At 61.8% G+C, this 15,043-nt stretch carries 14 protein-coding genes; 7 read left to right on the top strand and 7 right to left on the bottom strand.

The window, feature by feature from the left end; all coding sequences use genetic code 11:
• Nucleotides 1-114 precede the first annotated feature (114 nt).
• Nucleotides 115-519 (top strand): F0F1 ATP synthase subunit epsilon, encoded by a 405-nt coding sequence (locus tag RB548_RS17260; protein WP_331372455.1) that lies wholly within the window; start codon nucleotides 115-117, stop codon nucleotides 517-519.
• A gap of 438 nt (nucleotides 520-957) precedes the next feature.
• On the opposite strand, the gene RB548_RS17255 is transcribed toward RB548_RS17260, so the two are convergent.
• A complete protein-coding gene (locus RB548_RS17255) occupies nucleotides 958-2,061 on the bottom strand; it encodes a saccharopine dehydrogenase family protein (RefSeq protein ID WP_331372454.1) in 1,104 nt (367 codons plus the stop codon).
• 123 nt (nucleotides 2,062-2,184) lie between these two features.
• Between RB548_RS17255 and RB548_RS17250 the strand changes: the two genes are divergently transcribed.
• Nucleotides 2,185-2,616 (top strand): Lrp/AsnC family transcriptional regulator, encoded by a 432-nt coding sequence (locus tag RB548_RS17250; protein ID WP_331372453.1) that lies wholly within the window; start codon nucleotides 2,185-2,187, stop codon nucleotides 2,614-2,616.
• Between the two features lie 12 nt (nucleotides 2,617-2,628).
• Here RB548_RS17250 and RB548_RS17245 read toward each other — a convergent pair whose 3' ends face one another.
• Nucleotides 2,629-3,510 carry a DUF6030 family protein gene (locus tag RB548_RS17245; RefSeq protein WP_331372452.1) on the bottom strand — a complete coding sequence of 294 codons (882 nt, stop codon included), beginning with the start codon at nucleotides 3,508-3,510 and terminating at the stop codon, nucleotides 2,629-2,631.
• Nucleotides 3,511-3,638: 128 nt separating this feature from the next.
• Nucleotides 3,639-4,550 (bottom strand): LysR substrate-binding domain-containing protein, encoded by a 912-nt coding sequence (locus RB548_RS17240; RefSeq protein ID WP_331372451.1) that lies wholly within the window; start codon nucleotides 4,548-4,550, stop codon nucleotides 3,639-3,641.
• A 102-nt stretch (nucleotides 4,551-4,652) separates the two neighbouring features.
• Here RB548_RS17240 and RB548_RS17235 point away from each other — a divergent pair, with 102 nt between their 5' ends.
• The 4 genes from RB548_RS17235 to RB548_RS17220 all read left to right on the top strand — a co-directional run bounded on the left by RB548_RS17235 (nucleotide 4,653) and on the right by RB548_RS17220 (nucleotide 10,831).
• Entirely contained in the window at nucleotides 4,653-5,795 is a 1,143-nt protein-coding gene (locus RB548_RS17235) for an iron-containing alcohol dehydrogenase (RefSeq protein WP_331372450.1), read from the top strand.
• Between the two features lies 1 nt (nucleotide 5,796).
• Nucleotides 5,797-7,296, top strand: coding sequence for an aldehyde dehydrogenase (locus RB548_RS17230; protein ID WP_331372448.1), 1,500 nt, complete (start codon nucleotides 5,797-5,799; stop codon nucleotides 7,294-7,296).
• A gap of 40 nt (nucleotides 7,297-7,336) precedes the next feature.
• The gene (locus RB548_RS17225) at nucleotides 7,337-8,461 is read left to right on the top strand and encodes a mandelate racemase/muconate lactonizing enzyme family protein (RefSeq protein WP_331372447.1); all 1,125 of its coding nucleotides are present in this window, start codon (nucleotides 7,337-7,339) and stop codon (nucleotides 8,459-8,461) included.
• 351 nt (nucleotides 8,462-8,812) lie between these two features.
• The gene (locus RB548_RS17220; protein WP_331372446.1) at nucleotides 8,813-10,831 is read left to right on the top strand and encodes an acyltransferase family protein; all 2,019 of its coding nucleotides are present in this window, start codon (nucleotides 8,813-8,815) and stop codon (nucleotides 10,829-10,831) included.
• A 105-nt stretch (nucleotides 10,832-10,936) separates the two neighbouring features.
• Here RB548_RS17220 and RB548_RS17215 read toward each other — a convergent pair whose 3' ends face one another.
• Genes RB548_RS17215 through RB548_RS17200 form a run of 4 tightly spaced genes read right to left on the bottom strand, consistent with a single transcriptional unit; the run spans nucleotide 10,937 to nucleotide 14,488 of the window.
• Nucleotides 10,937-11,803 (bottom strand): metal ABC transporter permease, encoded by an 867-nt coding sequence (locus RB548_RS17215; protein ID WP_331372445.1) that lies wholly within the window; start codon nucleotides 11,801-11,803, stop codon nucleotides 10,937-10,939.
• Complete coding sequence (locus RB548_RS17210; RefSeq protein WP_331372444.1) at nucleotides 11,800-12,660, bottom strand: metal ABC transporter permease; 861 nt, start codon at nucleotides 12,658-12,660, stop codon at nucleotides 11,800-11,802. The genes RB548_RS17215 and RB548_RS17210 overlap by 4 nt, the downstream gene beginning before the upstream one ends.
• On the bottom strand, nucleotides 12,657-13,586 hold the full coding sequence (locus RB548_RS17205) for a manganese/iron ABC transporter ATP-binding protein (protein ID WP_331372443.1): 930 nt from the start codon (nucleotides 13,584-13,586) through the stop codon (nucleotides 12,657-12,659). The genes RB548_RS17210 and RB548_RS17205 overlap by 4 nt, the downstream gene beginning before the upstream one ends.
• On the bottom strand, nucleotides 13,583-14,488 hold the full coding sequence (locus tag RB548_RS17200; RefSeq protein ID WP_331372442.1) for a metal ABC transporter substrate-binding protein: 906 nt from the start codon (nucleotides 14,486-14,488) through the stop codon (nucleotides 13,583-13,585). Before RB548_RS17200 ends, RB548_RS17205 begins: the two co-directional genes overlap by 4 nt.
• A 122-nt stretch (nucleotides 14,489-14,610) precedes the next feature.
• Here RB548_RS17200 and RB548_RS17195 point away from each other — a divergent pair, with 122 nt between their 5' ends.
• Nucleotides 14,611-15,039 carry a Fur family transcriptional regulator gene (locus RB548_RS17195; protein ID WP_331372441.1) on the top strand — a complete coding sequence of 143 codons (429 nt, stop codon included), beginning with the start codon at nucleotides 14,611-14,613 and terminating at the stop codon, nucleotides 15,037-15,039.
• Nucleotides 15,040-15,043: the final 4 nt, after the last annotated feature.

Here is a 15,043-nt window from a genome sequence, read left to right as displayed (position 1 = left end):
TGAACCGTGGCGCGATCCATTTCGCGCCACGGTTTTCATTCTGCCGCGACGAGCGGCAGAGAACATGCCACAGCCGCTGCCAACGGGCGGCGCGCGCACCAGAAGTGAATGGTCATGGCCGACAGTTTCAATTTTGAGCTTGTTTCCCCCGAGCGCCTGCTGCTTTCGGAAAAGGTGACGGAAGTCGTCATTCCGGCAACCGAGGGCGAGATGACCGTGATGGCCAATCACGCGCCGACGATGACGACCGTCAAGCCGGGCGTGGTTACCGTGAAGACGGCTGACGGCAAGACCGAGCGTTTTGCGGTCTTCGGCGGTTTCGCCGATATCCTGCCGACCGGTTGCACGCTGCTTGCCGAGTCCGCCGTCCACGTCGACGAACTCGACCGCACCGTCCTGGAGAACCGCATCGACTCAGTTCGCGCCGAACTGGAAGGTGCGGGCGACGAGAAGAAGACTCGTCTCGAGCAATTCATCGCCGAACTGACGAAGCTCGGGGAGATCGTCATCCCGGCCTGAAAGGGACATCCCGATAAGGGATAATGCCTATCGAACCCCGCCTCGAGCGGGGTTTTTCATGTCCGCTGATACCGCACGTTTGATGTTCGGGAGCCGGGCGAACGTCTCCGGGGAGGCGGTGTGAGTGAAATGCCCCTCACCCTGACCCTCTCCCCGCGGGCGGGAGAGGGGACAAGGAATTCGTCGACCGCTCATACTTCCTCCGGGCAATGGGTTGAACGGTGCAGTTCGTTCTCCCGCCGGCCGGGAAAGGGAATCTGGACGTACGCTGCAAGTCTCCTTCGCCCCGCTTGCTGGGAGAAGGCGGCCGGCAGGCCGGATGAGGGGCGATGCTCGGTTTCCGGACGGCCTTGAACGCAAAATGCCCGGACATCGTCCGGGCATTTTGCGCGTTTTCACTTTTTTGGTGCGGAGGGGAAGCCGTTCAGGATTGGCGTCTCAGCCCGCAGCGCGCTCAATGTCGCTTTTCTGTGCGTAGTAGTGACCGAAGCGGTTGGCGAGGAAGGTGTCGAGCGCGATGTCTTCCTGGCGAACGAAGCCCTTCGTCGCGATCTTCCCGTCGGCGAGCAGGTCGAGGACGGCGCAAATGCTGCCCGCCGTGGTGATCTGGATGCCGCTTTGCATGCGTCCGGCGACGACGCCGCTATAGACCTTGTTGGCGTAGGTTTCCTGAACCAGGCGGCCTTCGCGGAAGCCGGAGACGGTGACGAAGATGACGACGACGTCCTGCGTGGTGGTGGGCAGCGCGTTCTCCAGAATATCCTTCAGCACCTCGCGGCGATGGCGCAGGCCGAGGTCGTTCAGGAGCGCCTTGAAGATCGCGGCGTGACCCGGATAGCGGATCGTCTTGTAGTTCAGCGTGCGGACCTTGCCCTTCAGCGACTCGCAGAGCGTGCCGAGGCCGCCGGAGGTGTTGAAGGCTTCGTAGGTGACGCCGTCGAGCGAGAATTCCTCGCGCTCTTCCATCGCCGGAACGTCGATCAGCGAACCTTCGACGATCGCTTCGCAGGGTTCTATATATTCGTTGATGACGCCGTCCGTGCTCCAGGTCAGGTTGTAGTTGAGGGCGTTGGACGGATATTGCGGCAGGGCGCCGACGCGCATGCGCACGCTCTCCAACGTGTCGAAGCGCTTCGCCAGATCGTTGGCGACGATCGAGATGAAGCCCGGTGCAAGGCCGCACTGCGGAATGAAGGCGGTCTTCGCTTGTGCCGCGATCGCCTTGACCTGGCGGGTCGACTCGACGTCCTCGGTCAGGTCGAGATAGTGGATCTCGGCTTCGGCGGCGGCATCGGCAATGGCGACCGTCAGGTGGAACGGCGCGGCGCTCAACACGGCGAACTTGCCGGTCAGCAGGGCGACGAGAGCTTTCTTGTCGGCGATGTCGATGGTCGCGGTCGAAATGGCGTCGTGCTTTTCGACCTGCTGCAGTTGCTCGGCGCTGCGGTCGGCGACACAGACGCGATAGTCGCCGGTATGCGCCAGCATGCGTGCGATGGTGGAGCCGATCTTGCCGGCGCCGATGACAACGATGTCTTTCATTCTTTTCCCCAAGGTATGAGCTGCTTCGTATTCCATTCTGTCGCGATGACCTGTTGATTTGAAGCGGCGATCCGGCTAAATCGCCGGTCAATATTCGGCAATTCGCCAAAATGGATCGACGATATGCAGGTCACCGACAAGGACCGTGAGCTCCTCGCCATCCTGAGCGAGAATGCGCGCATGCCGACGGCGACGATCGCGCGCCGGCTCGGCCTTTCGCGCACGACTGTGCAGGCGCGAATCGAACGACTGGAGCGAGAGGGCGTCATTGCCGGCTATGGCGTGCGGCTTTCGGAAAGCTACGAGAAGGGGTTGGTGAAGGCGCATGTGCTGGTCACCATTGCGCCGCGGGCGCTGAGCCGCGTTACACCCGAGCTCGGTGCAATCCGGGAGATCCGCACGCTCCATTCCGTCAGCGGCAGCTTCGATCTCATCGCGGTCGTGGCGGCGGCCTCGATCAGCGAACTCGACCTGCTGATCGATCGCATCGGCGAAATCGACGGGGTCGAAAAGACGCTGTCGTCGATCATTCTCTCGACTCGCATCGACCGCTGAGCGGTGGTGGTTTCAGCGCTCCAATTGCTCATTCGCTGATGGAGAGGCGTTGTCGGGCACGGCGTCTGGCGCGTTCCAGGCCGCCGGACCGCGCACGAAGGATACAGCCGAGCCGTCGCCAGGGGTGAGCCACTTGCCGCGGTCGAAAAAGAGTTCGGCTATACTTTTCGGCCGTGTTCGTGCCGCCTGGTTGGCGAGAAAATTATAGCGGGGAACGTCGCCCGATTCCTGCTTGAACTGGATGCGGCTGCCGAAGCGCTTGAGATCGAATTCGCGAAGCGCGTGGATCCGAAGGGCGATGCTTTCGCTATCCGCCCAGCGGACCTGCGTGAGGAATACCGAGGCGGCTTTGGCGGCAGCGCTGGTGACGGCCTGCGTGTCCTCGGGCCGTTCTATGTTCAGCTTCACGCGGAACGAAGTGATTTCGTCTTCGCCGCTGCCTTTGACGAAAATGAAGATGGACGAGGGGTTGTCTTCGCCAGGCCGGGCAAGCGGAATGAGCGACGAGCATTCCCACCGGCCGCTTTCGGCGGACTTCCACTCAAGTTCACGAAAGCCCGCGTCGCGCAAGCCTTCGCAAAGCGCGCGCGGGTCGCTGCGGATCTCGCGCAGGAACTGTTGCTCCGGCGTGCGCAGGTCTTCGAAAATCCGCGCCGGCAGCAAGATCCGGGGCGCTTCCGGTTTTTTGCTGACTTCGTGGAGCGGCTCGGCTTGTTTCGTCTCCGGCTTCGCCTGCTCCAGGAATGTTGTTGGCACACCGGCGGCCGTGAGGAGTTTTTTCAGGTTGCGCTGCTCGTTGGCAAGAAGAGCGGTCGCCAGGATCGCGGTGAAGACGAGCCCCACGGCAAGGAAGAAAAAGGCGATGCCGGGCCGGCCTTTCTGCTTCTTTTCCATCGGACGTCAACGCCCCGCCTTGAAAGGTGCCCGAGCGACGCAACGTGTCTCGCACGCTACGGAGATCGCGGTGTACGCAGCCAAAACGCAACGCCACAGAGGCCCGCTATCCTGGATCGGGTCGCCGTTCATGCCGGCCTGCTCAGCGCTGCATGGAGGCGAAGCACCTCGTCCGTCGATGGCCGGTTGCGTGGCAGCCCGAGATAATAGCCGTAGCCGGAGGCAAGGCTGCGTTGGCCGAGCATCGTCAGGCGGCCATCATTGAGATGTTCCCGCACCAGTCCAAGGCTGCCGAGCGCCACGCCGTCGCCGCGCACCGCCGCATCGATCGCCATCACATAGGTCGAAAAGGTGTATTTGGGGCGCGGCTTTACGCCGGTCCGGGAGGGCCCGATCCGCTCGAACCATTTCTGGAACGAAATCCAGTGGGCATTGAAGCGGTCGTAGTCGATGAGGTCGAGCCTTGCGATGGCCTCGGGCGGCAGTTCGGCGGCATCGAGACCCCTGGCAGCGAGATAGTCGGGCGAGGCGACCGGCGCCAGTTCCTCGGCCATCAACAGGGTGAGCGACCAGCGCGGGTGGTCTCCGGTCGAATAGAGAATGACGATGTCGTTGTTTTCCGAGGCAAGCTCGGAGGGGCTGTCGGTCGTCAGGAGACGGATCGAGATGCCCGGGTTCTCCTTGCCGAACTCGCGCAGCCGCGTACCGAGCCAGAGATGCGAGACCGAGCCGCTCGCGGCGATCGAGATCGTCTGGCCGGAGGCGCCGCGGAAAGGTTCGAGGCTCTCCTCGAGATAGTCGAGCGAGGCGCGTATCCGCTGGAAAAGCCGCTCGCCTTGCGGTGTCAGTTCCAGGTTCTTGCCGCGACGGCTGAAGAGCGGACTCCCGAGGTGATCCTCAAGCGTCTTGATGCGGCGGCTGACGGCCGCCTGGGTGATGTTGAGCTCGCGACCGGCGCGGGAAAAGTTCATGTGCCGGCTCGCGGCGTCGAAGACGCGGAAGGCCTCCAGCGGAATGCGATCGAGCAGACTGTTTTCCATGACTTCAGGTTATCAAAAAGGCCGAAAATTCACCGGATTTGAAAATATCAGATCGTGTTGCAGGGTAAAGCTGCAACACAGGCCAGCCGGGAGCACGACCCCTTGCAGTTCTCCACGTCCTTCATTCCGGAAATCCGCTTCGGAGACAATATTCATTTGATGATCGGCAAGGCTGCAAAGGAGCTCGAAGCGCGGCGCGCGGCCATTGTCATCGATGGCTTCCTCGCGCAGTCGGGGCTCGCCGAAAGCATCGTGAAGGATCTTGAACGGGAGGGTATCCGCGCCCGCATCTTCTCCGATTTCGCCGGGGAGCCGAAACTTGCCCACCTGCATGCAGCGCTCGAAACGGCGATGGGCTGCGATCTCGTGATCGGCATCGGCGGCGGTTCGGCGCTCGATATCGCCAAGATCGTCGCCTGTTGCGCCGCCTCGGGCCGGGATCCGATGCACTACGCGCTTGCCGCCAATCCGTTGCCGAAAAACCCCTTGAACAGGATCCTGGTGCCGACGACGGCCGGCACCGGATCGGAGACCTCCGCCACCAACATCTTCTCGGGGCTCGAAGGCAAGAAGCTTTGGATCTGGGGCGCCGAGACCAAGGCCGATCTGGTGCTGCTCGATCCGTCGTTGACCGTGACGTTGCCCGCCAATCTCACGGCCTGGTGCGGGCTTGATGCGTTCGTCCACGCTTTCGAAGCGGCGACCAATCGCAACACGCATCGCGGCGCCCAGCTCTACGCTCATGAGGCATTGCGGCTGATCACCGGCGCGCTGGAGACGGCGGTGAAGGAGCCCGGCAATCTGGAAGCGCGGGGCAAGGTGCTGCTCGGCTCCTGCTATGCCGGGGTCGCCATCGACAATTGCGGTACCGCGATCGCACATAACATCAGCCATGCTTTGGCCGGACTTGCGCCGGTGCAGCACGGGCTTGCCACCGCGCTTGGGTTCGAGGCGACGATCGGCTGGCTCGTCGAGGCCGACACGGCCGATCTCGACGGTGCGGCAAGGGCATGCGGCGTCGACAGGGCCGGCGATCTTCCTGCCTTCGTTTCCGATCTGATGGACCGCTGCGGTGTCGTGCGCGCTTTGCCGAAGACTTTTGGCGCGTTCTCGGCGGCCGATCTCGGCCGCGAGATGAAGGCTCCGGAGAATCTGCCTATGCGCCGGTCGACGATCCGCGACGTGACGGACGGCGATATCGATCATTTTGCGGCGAGGATGATGGCGCTCGTGAAAGGACAATAAGATGACGAAGGAATACACGCGCGCCTATTGGGAAAGCCTGCTTGCCGAACTGACGCCTGAGGGTCGGCATTTCATCGATGGCGTACACAGGGCGGCCGCATCCGGCGCGACGTTCACGCGCATCCGGCCGATGGACGGAAAGCCGGGCGCCAAGCTCGCCCGCGGCGATGCCACCGATGTCGATAACGCGGTCGCGGCTGCCCGCTCCGCCTTCGACAGCGGCGTCTGGCGCAAAAAGGAGCCGCTGGAAAAAAAGAAGATCATGCTCAAATGGGCGGATCTCATCCGGCAGCATGGCGAGGAGCTCGCTTTGCTGGAAACGCTCGATGTCGGCAAGCCGATCATGGCGTCTCTTAACGTCGATGTCCGCCTCGCGGCCGATGGCATCCAGTACTACGGCGAGATGATCGACAAGCTCTATGACGAGATCGCGCCGACCGGGCCGAGTGCGCGAGCCTTGGTGCGGAAAGTGCCGCTCGGCGTCATCGGTGCGATCACGCCGTGGAACTATCCGCTGATCATCGACGCCTGGAAGCTCGGACCGGCGCTTGCCGCCGGCAATTCGGTCGTGCTGAAGCCGGCCGAACAGTCGTCGCTCTCGGCCATCCGGCTCGCGGAACTCGCACTAGAGGCCGGGCTTCCGGCCGGTGTGTTCAACGTCGTCACCGGATACGGCGAGGAGGCCGGCAAGCCGCTGGCGCTGCATATGGATGTCGACATGATCGCCTTCACCGGCTCGACCGAGGTCGGCAAGCTGATCATGGGCTATGCGGCGCAGTCGAACGTCAAGCGGGTGGCGTTGGAACTCGGCGGCAAGTCGCCGCTCGTGGTCTTCGAAGATGGCGATCTCGATGCGGCAGCGAGCGCCGTCGCCTGGGGCTGCTTCTACAATTCCGGCGAAACCTGCCACGCATCGACGCGGCTGATCGTCCAGCGCTCGATACAGGAGACGTTGATCGAAAAGATCGAGGCGGTAACCAGACGCGAGATCACGCTCGGCCATCCGCTCGATCCTTCGGCGCAGATCGGCGCCTTGATCGAGGAGGACCATATGAACAAGGTGCTCTCGATGATCGGCACCGGCGAGAAGGAGGGCGGTCGCCGTGCCTTCGGCGCCGAACGGGTGATGGGTGAAACCGGCGGCCATTATGTTTCGCCCGGCGTCTTCATCGACGTCACCAACGACATGACGCTCGCGCGCCAGGAGATCTTCGGGCCGGTGCTCGCCGCCATTCCCTTCGACACGGAGGAGGAGGCGCTGAGGATCGCCAACGATACGATCTACGGGCTGGCGGGCGCCGTCTTCACCCGCGACATGGACCGGGCGCATCGCTTCTCAGAGGCGATCCATGCGGGCACGGTGTGGATCAACACCTACGACATGTCGAACTTCGCGACTCCCTTCGGCGGCTTCAAGCAATCCGGCTTCGGCCGCGACCGGTCGGTGCATGCGATCGACAAATATTGCGACTACAAGACCATCTGGCAGCAGTTCGGCTAGAATCTTCGCCGGATGTGAAAAGAGGCGGATCGGAGGAGTCATGAGCAAGATCGTTTCCATCGAGATCACCCATCACCGCCTGCCGCTCGATCCGCCGTTCAAGGCAAGCTGGGACGGGCGGCCGCGTAAACACTTCGATGCGACGATCGTCCGGGTGCGCGATGACGAGGGCCGCGAAGGGATCGGATCCGGTGATCTGATGAAGGGCTTCGAGGGGCACGAAGACCTTTTCATCGGCGAAGACCCGCGCCATGTCGAGCGGCACTACGAAGTGCTGTCGCATATCAGTTTCCACTATGGCCGCTGCTGGCCGATGGATCTGGCGCTCTGGGATCTCATCGGCAAGATTACAGGCGAGCCCGTCTGGCGCATGCTTGGCGGACGGGCGGACCGCGTCCGTCTCTATGCTTCATCGGGCGTTCTCCGTGATGCCGGGGCGATGGCGGCGCAGGCCGAGAGCTATCTGGAGGAAGGTTTTCCGGCGATGAAGGTCCGCTTCACCTCGTCCGCCGGCGGCCGCAACGGCTGGCGCGCCGATGTGCGGGCACTTGAGGCGATCCGAGCGCGGGTCGGCGACCGGCTGGAACTGATGGTCGACTGCAATCAGGGCTGGCGCATGCCTTGGGATACAACACTTGCCTGGACCTTCAAGGATGCGGTGGCGGTTGCGAGAGAGTTGGAGCGGCTCGGTGTCTACTGGATCGAGGAACCGCTGCATCGCTCCGACCGGAAAGGCATGAGGCGGTTGAGCGATGCGACGTCCGTCCGCATCGCCGGCGGAGAGATGACGCGCGAGCTTTATGAATTCCGTGACATCATCGAGGAGCGGGCCTGCGATGTGATTCAGCCGGACGCCGCGCTGGTCGGCGGCATCACCGGCTGCCGCAGGCTTGCCTGGCAGGCGCGCGAGGCGGGCGTGATGTTCACGCCGCATTCCTGGACCAACGGCATCGGCGTGCTGGCAAACGCCCATCTGACGGCGGGCGTCGGCGAAGCGCCGTGGCTCGAATACCCGTACGACAATCCGGAGTGGAGCGAAGCGCGTCGCGACTATCCGATGGCAGCGCCACTGAGACACGCGAAGGGTTGGCTCGAACTCGGCGAGGCGCCGGGTCTCGGCGTCGTCCTCGACGAGGAGCGGTTGAAGGCGATCCGGATCGGCTGAGACATCGGCCGAACGGCACTTTCACTCATGCCAAGATCTCACGACAAGGCATGAGACTGCTGCTCCACGCCTGTCATCGCCCGGTCTCGTGCCCATTGCTGTTGCTGAGGTTGAGTGACAGAGCCACTATCAACCTTTGTGACATTTAACGCCCAAAGTGATCCGCATCCCTGGAACTTCCCCGTCTTGGCATTGTTTTGCCCGGCACTATAAAACTGTTATGTAAGGCCGGGCTAATTCAATCCTGAGAGTGACGCAGTTTGGCGATCGGAAAACAGACCTTTGAAGGCGTTTCGAGACTCTGTCGAGGCTGCTTTGGCATCCCGGCCTGATTATCGGGGTCGAACTGACGTGACAGTCGAGCCAAATATTCGCGCCGTACCGCGGCGCGATGACATTCAGGGCCTGCGGGCAATCGGCGCGCTTCTGGTCGCGATATATCACATATGGATCGGCCGGGTGTCTGGGGGTGTCGATGTGTTCTTCATCGTCTCCGGCTACCTGCTCATTGCGTCGCTGGCGCGCCAGGCGGAAGCCGAGCATCGCGTGGACCTCGTCCTCTTTACCACCAAATTGGCCCGCCGGCTTCTGCCCTCGTCCTTTTTGGTGCTTGCTGTGATCGCGACGTCGGCGCCTTTTTGGCTACCGAGAATGCAATGGCAAACCGTTATGCAGCAGATTGCGGCCAGTTCTGTCTATCTCGAGAATTGGCTGCTGGCGACTGCGGCGATCGATTATCTTGCACGAGACGAAGTGGCAAGCCCGGTCCAGCACTACTGGGCGATGGCCGCCCAAGTCCAATGCTTGCTGATTTTGGGTGCGGCTGTTGCCGTATTTACCTTGATAAGGCGTCGGCCGTCGCGCACTGACCTGTTGGCGTTTCTCATAAGTGTATTCGCGCTGTCGTTAGCCTACTCGATCTACAGCACGTCCCGAAACCAGGCATTCGCCTACTACGACACCTTTGCACGGATCTGGGAGTTCGCGCTTGGCGGAATCACTGGCCTGCTGCTGCCCGGTATCAATTTGTCGCCAATACACCGGACGATCGGCGGGTGGATCGGCTTGGTTGCCATCTTGAGTTGTGGCATCGTGCTTGAGATATCGACTGTTTTCCCCGGCTACGCCGCGCTCTGGCCGACGCTCGCCGCCGCAGCGATCCTTGTTTGTGGCAATGGTCCGCCGTTACGGTTCGGCGTTGCCAGATTGCTGGCCGCGCGACCGCTGGTGTGGCTTGGAGACATATCCTATTTTTTATATCTCTGGCACTGGCCGATCCTCGTCTTCTATCTCACCTACTCGTATCAAACCTCGGCCGGTCCAATAGAGGGCGCGGTCGTCCTGATCGTCTCCATCGTCCTTTCCCATGCTACGACGCGAATGCTCGATGGACGTTTTCCTGGACGGAAGAATGATGACCGGCCTTTGCAAACGGCGTTCGGAGCGATCATTGCTCTTGCCGTGATAGCCGCGGGCCTGTTCGTCTGGAGAGGGGAGGCTGCTCGGAGCATGGCCGAGGAGCGGTTGCGTGTCGCGGATCCCGCGCGTTACCCCGGTGCGGCGATCAAGGGCCTCGCGGCGGGTTCGAGTGAAGTCCCCGTCCATCCTGGAGCAATGACCGCAAGATGGGACGATGCAGACGTATATCGGGACGGCTGCCATCAGTCGCTGCTGGGCACCACTTTGCTCAGTTGCAGTTATGGACCGAGAGGCGCAAGCCACACTTTGGCGCTCGTTGGCGGTTCGCACAGCGTGCATTGGCTACCGGCACTGCAGGGCGTCTTGCAGCGGTATCCGGACTGGAAAATCGTCACGTACACCAAGAGCAGTTGCGTCCTCAGTTCGCAGGAGTCGTCCGAGGTACCCGCATATCGCGATGCCTGCACCAAGTGGAACGAACTGCTGATGGAAAGATTGTTGGCGACAAAGCCGAACCTGATTTTCACCACATCCACGCGGGTGATCGATGGCATCGAGGAAGTTCCCGCTGGTTATCAACGGCAATGGGCGAAGCTGGCGGCGGCGGGAATTCCTGTCGTGGCAATGCGCGACACGCCCTGGTTTGGCTTTGATGTGCCCGAGTGCGTGGAAATCAATGGCCGCTTCTCGCCGAAATGCATTGTGGAGCGGGATTCGGTGCTCGCTCCGATCAATCCCACCCGCGCGGTGTCCTTCAGGGAAAACCTGCATTTTCTGGACTTTTCCGATTATTTCTGCACCGCTGAAATGTGCCCCGCAGTCATTGGCAATGTGCAGGTCTATTACGACAAGCATCACGTAACGGCGACCTATATGCGCACGTTGAGCGAAGCGCTTGCTCGTCAACTTGCCCCGCTCATGCGCGATGCGAAACCTTTGGCGCAGAAATGAACGTCGCGCTCAAAGCGGTGGCAACAAGAACAGCCTTTCACCATGAGCGCCTGACTGGAATCGACCGGACGAGCATTCCCGCCACAGAATGATTGGCGCGGGTGGTTATTCTTGCGAGCGCTGCGTGTTTGAATTCAACGAGCTGGTCAGGCGCGCGGTCTTCCAGGTGGAGTAGGCGAAGGCGGCGAGGAAGATCGCGGTCATCAGCATCACGATGGTCGGGGCCGGGGCGCTGTCGATGAAGAAGGACAGGTAGACCCCGGCAAACGAGGCGATGGCGGCGACAAGCACCGCGACAATCAGCATGCCGCCGAATGTGCGCGTCAGCAGAAAGGCGATTGCACCGGGCGCGATCAGCATCGCGATCGCAAGAATAAGGCCGACGGCCTTCAGCGCGCCGACGATCGTCAGCGACAGGATCGCAAGCAGCCCGTAGTGCAGCCATCCGACTGGCAGCCCGACGGCGCGCGCCTGGGCAGGGTCGAAAGCGTGCAGCAGCAGGTCGCGCCATTTGAGCCCGAGGATACCGGCGGCAACAAGCGCAATGATGCCCGTTTCCAGGATATCGCCCCAGCCGATGCCGAGCATGTCGCCGAAAAGGATGTGGTCGAGATGCACATCGCTCTGGATCTTGGTGTAGAGCACAAGGCCGATACCGAACATGCCGGAAAAGACGATGCCCATCACCGTGTCCTGCTTGATGCGGCTGTTTTCCTTGAGATAGCCGGTCAGGAGCGCGCAGCACATGCCGGCGGCAAAGGCGCCGACGGCAAGCGGCAGGCCGACGATGTAAGAGATGACGACGCCTGGAAAAACCGCGTGCGAGATCGCATCGCCCATCAGCGACCAGCCCTTGAGGACGAGGAAGCAGGAGAGCATTGCCGTCGGTATTGCGACCAGAACCGAGATCAGCAGCGCGTTGCGCATGAACTCGAATTCGAAGACGGCGAGAAGCATGTCGAGTGAGATCATCGCGCAACCTCCAGTGCCTCGGAGGCGCGGCGGCGGGCGGCAATCAGTCCATGCTTCGGGGCGAAGACGAAGGCGAGCAGGAAGATCGATGTCTGCAGCACGATGATGATGCCGCCGGTCGCGCCATCGAGGAAATAGCTCGCATAGGCGCCGAAGAAGCTCGTAGCCGCGCCGATGGCGATGCTGATCGCAATCAGCTTCGGGAAACGATCGGTGAGCAGGTAGGCGGTCGCCCCGGGCGTTACGACCATGGCGATGACGAGAAAGGCGCCGACGGTCTGAAGGGCGGCGACCGTAGAGGCCGAGAGCAGCGTGAAGAACAGCACCTTGAGGAAGGTCGTGTTGATGCCGATCGAGCGGGCATGGCTCTCGTCGAAGAAGGTGACCATCAGATCCTTCCATTTCGCGAAGAGGATCGCCAGCGAGACGACGCCGATTATCGCGAGCTGCAGCGTATCGGCCGGCGTGATGGCGAGGATGTTGCCGAGCACGATCGTCTGGATGTTCACCGAGGTCGGCGATAGCGACACCATGAAAAGACCGAGGCCGAAGAAGGACGTAAAAATTAGGCCGATGATAGTGTCCTCCTTCAGCCGCGTGCGTTGGTTGAGGAACAGCATGGAGGCTGCGGCAAGCGCGCCGGAAAAGAAGGCGCCGAGCGAGAACGGAAGCCCCAGCATATAGGCACCGGCGACCCCGGGCACGATAGCGTGCGAGAGGGCATCGCCGATCAGCGACCAGCCCTTGAGCATGAGATAGGCCGAGAGGAAGGCACAGACCGCGCCGACCAGCGCGCTGACCCACATGGCATTTAGCATGTACCCGTATGTGAACGGCTCGACGAGCGTGGCGATCATTCGGCGTCCGCCTCGGTTTCGGGCTTTGCCGGCTGCGTCACCATCCGCCCCTTCGCGCCGTACATGACGAGCGGACGCTCGTCGTCGCTGATGACGGCAAGCTGGCGCGGGTCGGCGTCGTCGTGGAGGTTCTCGCCGCCGAGCACGAAATGGCGCAGCACGCCGCCGAAGGCGAGCTCGAGGTTGTCGCGGGTGAATGTGGTTGCCGTCGGTCCGTAGGCGAGCACGGTGTTCTTCAGAAGCACGGTGCGGTCGCAGAATTCCGGCACGCTGCCGAGATTGTGGGTAGAGACGAGCATTACGCGCCCCTCATCGCGCAGGCCGATCAACAGGCGGATGATCGCATCCTCGGTCTTGACGTCGACGCCGGTAAAGGGCTCGTCGAGCAGGATGACACGGCCGTCCTGGGCTAGCGCCCGGGCGAGGAAAACGCGTTTCTTCTGGCCGCCGGAAAGCTCACCGATCTGGCGCTTGCGGAAATCGCTCATGCCGACGCGTGCAAGTGCGGCCTCGACCGCCTCATGATCCGCTTTCTTCGGGATCCGAAGCATGTTCATGTGGCCGTAACGGCCCATCATCACCACGTCCTCGACAAGAACCGGGAAGTTCCAGTCGACTTCCTCGGCCTGAGGCACATAGGCGACGAGGTTTCGCTTCAGCGCCGCCGGCACGGAAAGGCCGAGAATCGTGATTTCGCCCTTCGCCAACCGGACGAAGCCCATGATCGCCTTGAACAGCGTCGACTTGCCGCTGCCGTTGACGCCGACGAGTGCTGCAATCGTGCCGGTGGGGATTTCGAAGGAGGCATCGCGAAGCGCCCGGTGACCGTTGCGATAGGTCACCGTCGCGCCGCGGACGCGGATGCCGCCCTCCTCGTCCGTTGAAGCTGGCGCCGGCGTAGCGCGCTCCTTTACCTGAAGGTTCATTGCGAAAGACCTTTCGCGATCGTTTCGGAGGTGACACGCAGGAGATCGATATAGGTCGGCACCGGACCATCGGCCTCGCTCAAGGAATCGACATAGAGCACACCACCATATTTCGCGCCGGTTTCCCGCGCCACCTGTTCCGCCGGATCCGGCGAGATCGTGCTCTCGGAAAAGACCACGGGAATGTTGTTGGCACGCACCGCGTCGATGACCTTGCGCACCTGCTGCGGCGTGCCCTGCTGATCGGCATTGATCGGCCAGAGATAGAGTTCCTTCATGCCGAAGTCGCGGATCAGGTAGCTAAAGGCGCCCTCGCTCGAGACGAGCCAGCGCTTTTCCGCAGGGATCTTCTCGAGTTCCGCCCGGATCGGCGCGATGGCCGCCTCGATCTTCTGTTTATAGGCCTCGGCATTTGCCTTGTAGGTTTCGGCGTTCTGAGGGTCGAATTTCACGAAGGCATCGCGGATGTTGTCGACATAGATCAGTGCTGCCGAGGGCGACATCCAGGCATGCGGGTTCGGCTTGCCGGTATAGGGCCCCTCCGCGATCCCCATCGGCTCGACTCCTTCGGAGACGACGACGCCCGGAACCTCATCGAAATTCTGGAAGAATTTTTCGAACCAGAGTTCCAGGTTCAAGCCGTTCCAGAGGATGAGCTTGGCGTCGTGCGCTTTCAGGATGTCGCGCGGCGTCGGCTGGTAGTTGTGGATCTCCGCGCCGGGCTTGGTGATCGATTCGACGATTGCCGCGTCGCCCGCGACATTCTGCGCCATGTCGGCAATGACCGTGAAGGTGGTGACGGCCTTGAATTTTTCCTGGGCCAGCGCCGCGCCGGGTACGAAGGAAAAGGCAGCCGCCGCCGCGGCTGCCGCCAATATCATGCGCTTCGTGCAATCGATCATTCATCACTCCTCAAATGTAACCAATGCCTTGACTATGCGAATGACTTGCATAAGTCAATGCAAATGAGAACCATTTGCAACTAGCTATTCCCAAACAGATTGCCCTTGGCTAGTGTCGCCGGATGAGAAAGAGCAAGAATCGGATCGAGGAGCTGGAAGGAATCCTACGCGAAGGGGGCGTGCGCGTCACGCGCCAACGCGCTGCAATCCTGAAGATTCTGGCGGAGGCCGAGGATCACCCCGATGCAAGCGAACTGCATCGCCGCGCAAAGGAAATCGACGCAACCGTCTCGCTCTCGACGGTCTATCGGACGCTGTCGGCACTGGAGCAGCAGGGGGTCGTGCAGCGCCATGCTTTCGAGAACGCAACGGCGCGATTCGAGACGGCGGACGCGCCGCATCACGACCATCTGATCGACATCGACACAGGTGCTGTGATCGAGTTCAGGTCCGACAAGATCGAACAATTGCAGGCGGAGATCGCCGCCGAGCTCGGTTACGATCTTGTGCGCCACCGGCTCGAGCTCTATTGCCGGAAGCACAAGGACTGACCGG

Origin of the sequence: Sinorhizobium chiapasense, assembly GCF_036488675.1 — a bacterium.
Classification (GTDB): domain Bacteria; phylum Pseudomonadota; class Alphaproteobacteria; order Rhizobiales; family Rhizobiaceae; genus Sinorhizobium; species Sinorhizobium chiapasense.
Note: the sequence above shows the minus strand (reverse complement) of the source record. Positions and strands in the feature narration are given on the sequence as shown.